5 protein-coding genes are annotated in these 5,308 nt (G+C 62.8%); 2 read left to right on the top strand and 3 right to left on the bottom strand.

Going from position 1 to position 5,308, the window contains the following annotated elements; translation table 11 throughout:
* The first annotated feature begins 24 nt into the window (after positions 1–24).
* Together VCB98_RS13575 and VCB98_RS13580 are read left to right on the top strand one after the other, a co-directional pair.
* A complete protein-coding gene (locus VCB98_RS13575; protein WP_346053441.1) occupies positions 25–1,077 on the top strand; it encodes a hypothetical protein in 1,053 nt (350 codons plus the stop codon).
* 83 nt (positions 1,078–1,160) lie between these two features.
* Positions 1,161–2,849 carry an Lcl C-terminal domain-containing protein gene (locus VCB98_RS13580; RefSeq protein ID WP_346053443.1) on the top strand — a complete coding sequence of 563 codons (1,689 nt, stop codon included), beginning with the start codon at positions 1,161–1,163 and terminating at the stop codon, positions 2,847–2,849.
* Positions 2,850–2,985: 136 nt separating this feature from the next.
* Here the strand turns inward: VCB98_RS13580 and VCB98_RS13585 are convergent, their stop codons facing one another.
* The 3 genes from VCB98_RS13585 to VCB98_RS13595 form a co-directional block, all read right to left on the bottom strand.
* The gene (locus tag VCB98_RS13585) at positions 2,986–3,207 is read right to left on the bottom strand and encodes a YjfB family protein (protein ID WP_346053445.1); all 222 of its coding nucleotides are present in this window, start codon (positions 3,205–3,207) and stop codon (positions 2,986–2,988) included.
* 102 nt (positions 3,208–3,309) lie between these two features.
* Positions 3,310–4,401: a ThiF family adenylyltransferase gene (locus VCB98_RS13590; protein WP_346053447.1), complete on the bottom strand. Its 1,092-nt coding sequence runs from the start codon at positions 4,399–4,401 to the stop codon at positions 3,310–3,312.
* The coding region (locus VCB98_RS13595; protein WP_346053448.1) for an MFS transporter at positions 4,394–5,308 on the bottom strand (915 nt) is incomplete at its 5' end. The genes VCB98_RS13590 and VCB98_RS13595, both read right to left, overlap by 8 nt.

Consider the following 5,308-nt stretch of genomic DNA (forward strand, 5'->3'; position numbering starts at 1 on the left):
AAAAGGATCAAAAGGGAGAAAACGATGAAAATGCCAACCATTGCCACTTCGCTGGCTGCGGCCGGCACACTCGCACTGGCTTCCTTTGGCGTGACCACCCAGGTCCAGGCGGAAGCCGTCTCGACCCACTCCACCCAGACCCAGAGCGCCGAGAGCGTCAGCGAGGCCGCCTGGTCCATCCTGCAAGCCACGGCAAGTCCGGATGTGCTGGAGGGATATGTTCCGTCCACTGCCTCCGACGGCCCGGCGGACTGGGTCCAGATCGCCACCATCGTGATCGATGCGATCTTCAGCGACAGTGGCCCGGTGGATCTCAGTGACTGGAGTCTGGAACAGATCCGGCAGATTGTTCGTGAGGAGAACTTCAAGCAGGATCGAGGTTATTACGTCAGTGACCTGAGAACGTTCCAGGAAATCCTGTCGATCTATCGGAGCGATGTTGCCTCAAGTGGGTATCAGAATGTTGATCGGATGGAAGACCTCTTCGAAAGAACGGTCGCTTTGGTCAATCACCCGATCTATGTCAATGAAAATTATGAAGACTTCCGTTGGCGGCTGACAGCCGACTACAGCCTGGCTGCCAGTTATCTAACGGCAATGGCTCAAGAGAGGATCCTGGCCAAGGATTTGACCACCAATAGCCTCGACTTGGTCAGAGATTGGAGTTCCGACGACCTACAGGGGCTCGGATCCAATGCTAATTCGATTATCAATGGAAATGTTCGGATCACACAGACTCCGAGTTGGCAACTCTGCTCCGGAAGCCTTCTCTCAAGCGACCAGTCAGCGATGGCCCAGCTGATTGAAAGGGAGACCCGGAGTGATGGGAACGACCGGCATCGGTCCCTGGCGTGGGCCAACGACCATTGCCATTACGTGGTCCGCGATGATTTACATGGCCGGAGCGTCAGCTATGACATCCGTCTGCACGGGGCGGAGATGGCAGCCGAAATGGCGGCCGCCACGCTGAACCAATGGCGCACGGAGCATCGCGATGAAAACAAGGGGGAGTATTACGCCGACATCCTGTATTTCCTCCAGACCTTTGAAGGCTTCGAGCGAGACGATCTGCTCTGACGCTTGAATGCTTGATGTCTCCCGGCGCCCCCATCGCAGCGATGGGGGCGCTGCGTGTGTGATGGAAGATTGGGGGAAGAAACATGGGAATCAGATTTTTCACCGTGTTGTTCGCAATGCTCTTGCTGGCCGGCTGCGGTAATCAGGATCCCCTGGCGGCGCCGACGGATCTGACTGTCGAGACCGGTGATGGCGAGATCCGGCTGGACTGGTCGCTGTCCGACGAGGCCCAGCGCTATCAGGTTTATGTGCTGACAGCCAAGGACCAGGCCCTTGACGAGGCCTTTGAAACCTTTGTTGTAGAGGCGCCGCCGGTGCGGCTGGATGGTCTTGATAATCAAACCGACTACTACCTGGCGGTGGTGGCGCAACGCTGGCTGCGCGCCGACAGCGAAGCGGCCCGGACCGGGGCCCGCCCGGAAGGGCCCTTTACCCCCATTGGGGGGCTCAACGACACCGGCCTGCAGCAGTGCTATGACGGTGATGCGGATGCCATGGTGAGCTGCCCGGTGGCGGACTGGCCGGGCCAGGACGCGGATTTCGGTCGGGACCGGCTGGCGGCAGAGGGCGAGCTTGAGAAAATCGACGCCGGCCACGCCGGCTTTGATTTCACCAAGATTGCCGCCAATGGTGCGACCCTGCCCGCGGATGCCGAAGAATGGCGCTGTGTGCGCGACAATGTCACCGGACTGATGTGGGAGGTCAAGACCGCTGATCCGGACGACTGGTATGCCGATGAGGACGATATCCACGCCCTGGTTCATCGTTGGAGCTGGTACAACCCGGATGAGCGTGTCAACGGGGGTCGGGCAGGCATTCGACATACCGCGCTTGGAAGCTGCCCCCTGGAATACTGCAGCACCAGGGATTTCATCGAGGCCGTCAATGAGAAAGGGCTGTGCGGCTACAATGACTGGCGGCTGCCGACCGTTCGGGAGTGGCTGTCCATCAACAACTATCATCCATCACCCACGATTCGAAGGCGAATCAACAACTTTGTTGACACCACTTACTTCCCCAGTCAGAGGCACCGCGGAACCTATCCGTTCTTCTGGTCGGGGTCCGCCTTCGTCAACCCTTTGCTCGATATGGAACCCGGCGATGACGCTGAATCACTAGGCATGGGGTGGAATCATCATACTGGGGGCAGTCTGCATGCCCCGCAAGCAGCCGATATCTCTTCCCATGTGAAACTCGCACGGCATGTCAGTCAAGACAATCAGCATGTGGACGAAACCATTCCTGCGGTGGAAGCTCGAGGTGATCAGAAGTGTGTTGACAACATCCCGAGAAGCAACCACCCGCAAGACCTGATGCCCCGGCCGGACGGCACGGTGGTCCACCAGGCGTATGGCCTGATGTGGATGCGATGCAGCATTGGCCAGGAATGGGATGGGGAAACCTGCGTGGGAGAGCCCACCACCCTGGATATCCAGTCGGCACTGCAGACAGCGGCTGATTACAGCTACGCCGGCTACGATGACTGGCGTGTGCCCAACATCAAGGAGCTGGATACCTTGATAGAGCGTTCCTGTGCCCATCCGGCCATCGATCTCAATCTTTTCCCCAATACGCCCAGAAAATCCCACGCCCTGTCCTCGACTGCTGTTTACTGGGGCGAGGGGAGCGCGAGAGAGGAGCTAAGAGACCCGGAATTTTTCGGTATTACTCAGGATCAGGGCATTGTGCGGACCATTCCCGTTGATCTTGACAACCTGAGAAGCTCTCTTCCACAAGAAACCCACGTCCGGCTGGTCCGGGATCTGGAATGATCAGAGCTTATCGTTCGAGGAAGCGCCGGCGTGTTTGATTGAGTGATGGTTTACCAGGCCCGTTGTCACTTTTGACAAGAAAAAAGAGGCGGGGTAACCCGCCTCAATGAGTGCCCCTTCTGCTTGTTGCTTGAGGCTAGACGCGCACGTCAATCAGGCTGCCCAGGCGAGGGTCCGGTGCGGAGGCCTGGGTGGCCGGGCTGGCCGGGTTGAAGTCGGGCAGGCTTTCTATCAGTTGGGCCGCCTGGGTTTCCTGGGCGTCCAGCGCGCGGCGCAGCACGGCCACTTCGGCTTCCGCCTTGGTCTGGGCCATGCTCATGTTGCTGGCCGTGGCGGCGATGGCGCTGATATCAGCCATAAGTCCCTCGTTTGGATCATGGATAGTTTGAGCCTAGCAGGTCGAGTGCACTTGTTTGTCCCCGGTGGCCACGCGAGGGGCTGAGCGGTGGGCCTGGCTGGATCAGCGGTCTGTCTGGCGGCGCGGGCCGGGCCAGGCGGCCAGGCCGCCCAGGAGATTGTGGATTCGGGGGTGGCCTTCCTCGGCCAGCAGGCGGGCGGCCGTTTCGCCACGCGTGCCCCGGGTACAGTAGACCACACAGGGCCGCTCGCCCAGCCGGGCCGGGCGCTCGCCCTCCAGCAGCCGGGACAGGGGCAGATTCTCGGCCCCGGGGATATGGCCCGCGGCCCATTCATCCGGTTCCCGGATATCCAGGAACAGGGCATCATCCAACTGAGAGGCCTCATTGGGAGCGATGTCCTGGCCGGGGTCACGGCTTGGCCGGGGCAGTTCAACCGCGGCCGGGTCGAGGCTGCACAGGCCGCAGTCCGGGCGCTTGCGGATTCGCAGGCAGTGACTGTCCATGCTGCGCGCATCCAGGGTCCAGAGCCGGCCGATCAGCGGTTCCAGCCGCCCCGGCAGGGCCTGGCTCACGATCAGCTGGATGACCTGCATGGCCTGCAGGCTGCCGGCCATGCCCACCAGGGGACCAAGGACCCCGGCCTCGGCGCAGTTGGGCACCCAACTCGTTGGGGGCGAGGGGAAGAGGCAGCGCAGGCAGGGGCCGTGGTCGGGGTCAAAGACCGTGACCTGGGCCTCGAAGCCGGTGACCGAGCCGTAGACCAGCGGCACCCCGAACTTCACGGCGGCATCAGCGGCCAGGAACTTGGTATCGAAGTTGTCGCTGCCATCGACGATGACATCGTGGTCCTCGAACAGGCGCTGGACATTGTCGCGATCCAGCCGCCCGTTCTCGCCGACGATCTCGATCCCGCTGTTCAGGGCCCGCAGGGCATCCACCGCGGCCTCGACCTTGGGCCGCTGCTGGTCGGCTTCGCGAAACAATACCTGGCGCTGGAGGTTGCTGGCCTCGACCCGGTCATCGTCGATCACGGTCAGGCGGCCGATGCCGGCCCCGGCCAGGTAGGGGAGGACGGCCGAGCCCAGGCCACCGGCGCCGATGCACAGCACCCGGGCCTGGGCCAAGCGACGCTGGCCGGCCTCGCCGACTTCCGGCAACACCATCTGGCGGTCGTAGCGGGCAAGATCAGTCATTCTGGATCACCATGTTCTCTTGTCGTTGCGCCGGCGGCGACTGCCGCAGGCGGGGCAGGAACAGCAGTACGCACAACCACTGCAGGCCGGCCATGACCAAGAAGGCGGCCAGCCAGCCATCGTGGCCCAGCCATTGTCCCAGGGCGAGCACGCCGCCGCCCACCAGGGGGCCGAGCAAAAAGCCCAGGGAGCCGGCGGCATGAAAGCCGCCCATGGCCAGGGCCCGCTGCGATTCGCCGGCGGCCTCGGCGGTCAGTACCAGCGAGGGTGCGAACATCAGCGCAGCGGCGACCCCGCCCAGGGGCATCAGCCACCACCACAGCGGCAACGGCGCCAGTGCCAGGGCCAGCAGGGCAACGCCATACAGGCTGCTGCCCGCCAGCATCATGGCCAATGGATTAGTGCGCCGGGCCAGGCGACCGAAGACATAGGTCAACAGCGCGAAGGGCAGCATGAAACTGCCCATCAGCGCACCGATCTGACTGGGTTCAGCGCCCAGCACCGTGCGCAGGTAGAGCGTCATGGTGGAGATGATGAAGCCCACCGACAGGCGATCCGCGAAGGTAAAGACATAGGGCACCGCCAGCTGGCGCCAGGGCAGTGTCGGCAGCGGCTCGGCCGGTGTGGCGGCCGCTGTTGCGGCGCGCATGGGGCTTTCATCGAGCAGCGACACCCATAGGGCCAGCAGCAGGGACAGGCCGGCCCCGGCATAGAGGACATTGACCGCCTCGGACTGGCCGATCAAGCCGCCAAGCGGCGCGCCGATGGCGACCCCCAGGGTGAGACAGGCTCCGGCCACGCCCATGGCGCGGCCAGTCCCGGTACTGACCGCCCGGTCCATGGCCATGGTCATGAGCAGGGTCAGGGCGGTGATATGCAGGGCGCCGTCAAAGAAGCGCAGCAGCAG

The sequence above is a fragment of the Natronospira elongata genome (genome assembly GCF_034931365.1).
GTDB classification, from domain to species: domain Bacteria; phylum Pseudomonadota; class Gammaproteobacteria; order Natronospirales; family Natronospiraceae; genus Natronospira; species Natronospira elongata.

What these genes read in the sequence shown, in the direction of transcription:
- VCB98_RS13575 (WP_346053441.1), top strand. Translation starts at nt 25, where the DNA reads ATGAAAATGCCAACCATTGCCACTTCGCTGGCTGCGGCCGGCACACTC.
- VCB98_RS13580 (WP_346053443.1), top strand. Translation starts at nt 1,161, where the DNA reads ATGGGAATCAGATTTTTCACCGTGTTGTTCGCAATGCTCTTGCTGGCC.
- VCB98_RS13585 (WP_346053445.1), bottom strand. Translation starts at nt 3,207, where the DNA reads ATGGCTGATATCAGCGCCATCGCCGCCACGGCCAGCAACATGAGCATG.
- VCB98_RS13590 (WP_346053447.1), bottom strand. Translation starts at nt 4,401, where the DNA reads ATGACTGATCTTGCCCGCTACGACCGCCAGATGGTGTTGCCGGAAGTC.